The 1,801-nt window shown below is 69.6% G+C and carries 1 protein-coding gene and 2 pseudogenes; 2 read left to right on the forward strand and 1 reads right to left on the reverse strand.

The genetic code is table 11. The annotated features are described in order from the left end of the window. The coding region (locus AB0D57_RS47660) for a hypothetical protein (RefSeq protein ID WP_362088764.1) at positions 1-182 on the reverse strand (182 nt) is incomplete at its 3' end. A 327-nt stretch (positions 183-509) separates the two neighbouring features. Here AB0D57_RS47660 and AB0D57_RS47665 point away from each other — a divergent pair. Continuing rightward, positions 510-1,076 (forward strand): annotated as a pseudogene (locus tag AB0D57_RS47665) (NAD(P)-dependent oxidoreductase); the annotation flags it as partial. Between the two features lie 231 nt (positions 1,077-1,307). Further along, a pseudogene (locus tag AB0D57_RS47670) lies at positions 1,308-1,801 on the forward strand (IS200/IS605 family accessory protein TnpB-related protein); the annotation flags it as partial.

Below are 1,801 nucleotides of genomic sequence, written 5' to 3' on the forward strand. Positions count from 1 at the left end.
CTGCGCACCCGGTCCGGCACATACAGCCCGTCGGGCACCACCGCACCCCATCCCAGGGTGCGCAGGGCCATCCACGCGTTCGACGGCAGCCGGGCACCGCAGAAGTCGGTCCCGGAGGCGAGTTGCGCAAGGTCGGGCCGGTTCCAGTGCGCGGAGGTCCTCGGTACACAGCGCCTCGACAAGGGACGTCAGCCAGCCCACCCGCCCCGCCAGCACCTCCGCGCCCAGCACCTCGCCGGTCACCGTGTCCAGGCCCCTGAACGCGGACGCCGAGGCACACGCGATGCGCTCCGTCTCCCCCTCACCCAGCTGGATCTTCCGCCGCACCGTCCACCTCCCCGCCCCGTTGCGACCTGTTGTCCGATCATCGAACTCACCTACACAACGCACCCCACCCGCAAAGGTCACGCAGCAATCGAAAACAGCCCGAGCAGACCGCAAGGATCACAGCAACACCCAGGCAAACCAGGCAAACCGATCCACTGTTGGCAACCCTGGAAGGAACTGCCATGCAACTTCGCTGTGCCGTGCTGGACGACTTCCAGAGCGTGGCGACCGAGATCGCCGACTGGTCGCCGATCGCGGACAAGGTGGAGGTCGTCAGCTTCACCGAGCACTTCCCCGACGAGGACACTCTGGCCGCCGAGCTCGCGGACTTCGACATCGTCGTCACGTTGCGCGAGCGCGTGCCCTTCCCCGCATCGCTGCCGTCACGGCTGCCCCGCCTGAAGCTGCTGATCGCCTCCGGGATGCGCAACACGGTGATCGACTACACGGCCGCCGAGGCGCACGATGTGACGGTGTGCGGCACGCCGAGTACCTCGACACCCCCGGTCGAACTGACCTGGGCGCTGCTGCTCGGCCTCGCACGGGGCATCGTCACGGAGAACAACGCCCTGCGGGCGGGCGGCCCCTGGCAGAGCACCGTCGGAGCCGATCTGCACGGACGCCGGCTCGGTCTGCTCGGGCTCGGGAACATCGGCGGCCGGGTGGCCCAGGTGGGCCTCGCCTTCGGCATGCCGGTCAGCGCGTGGTGCCAGAACCTCACCAAGGAGCGCACCGAGGAAGTAGGGGTTGGGAACTGCTGTCGGTGTATTGAGCAGGAGTGACTTCTGGTGAGTGTGGGTGAGCGCCGGGGCTGGATGTGGTTGTCCGTTGTGTGCCGGGGCTTCTCTGTCTTGGGGTGTGTTCCGCCCTTGGCTCTTCGAGAGGGGAACTGGGGTTCTTGGGTCGAATGGGTGACCCTTGCAGGGGCTGCTCGTTGACTGTCGTGACAGAGGTCTCCGGCCGGTCGGGAGGGGGAACGGGTGGGCGGGCTGCGGGAGTTGGCGGCATCGTTCGTGGTGCCTGGTCCCGCCGGGGTGGCGATCCGGGACCGGCTGCGGGTGTCGGCGGCGGACGCGGCGGTGCTGGCCGAGGCCGGGATGTTTCTGGGTTCGCTGGCTGCTGGTGATCTCGCGGAGCGGTCCCGTCAGGGGCCGGCGCATGATGCGGCGGGGTGGGCGGTGCGCAAGCGGGAGCTGACGGGGCGGTCGTCGGCGCGCTGGGCGGGCAGTATCACCAAGGCCACGCATGACCAGTGGGCGCTGGCCCGGCGCGGGCAGGTGGCGCATCTGGCCTGGCTGCGCGGGCAGATTTCGTCGGTCGAGGCGCGGCTGGCCCGGCCGCTGGGTGCCAAGGCGGACAAGCGGGAAGGGCTGGTGCGCGGGTATGCCTCGCGCGGTGAGTGGCATGCCAAGTCCCGCCGCCTGCAGACCTTGAAGGACCGCCTGGCGGTGGTGGAGGCAGACTGGGCGGCGGG

It is taken from the genome of Streptomyces sp. NPDC048275 (genome assembly GCF_040652275.1).
Taxonomy (GTDB): domain Bacteria; phylum Actinomycetota; class Actinomycetes; order Streptomycetales; family Streptomycetaceae; genus Streptomyces.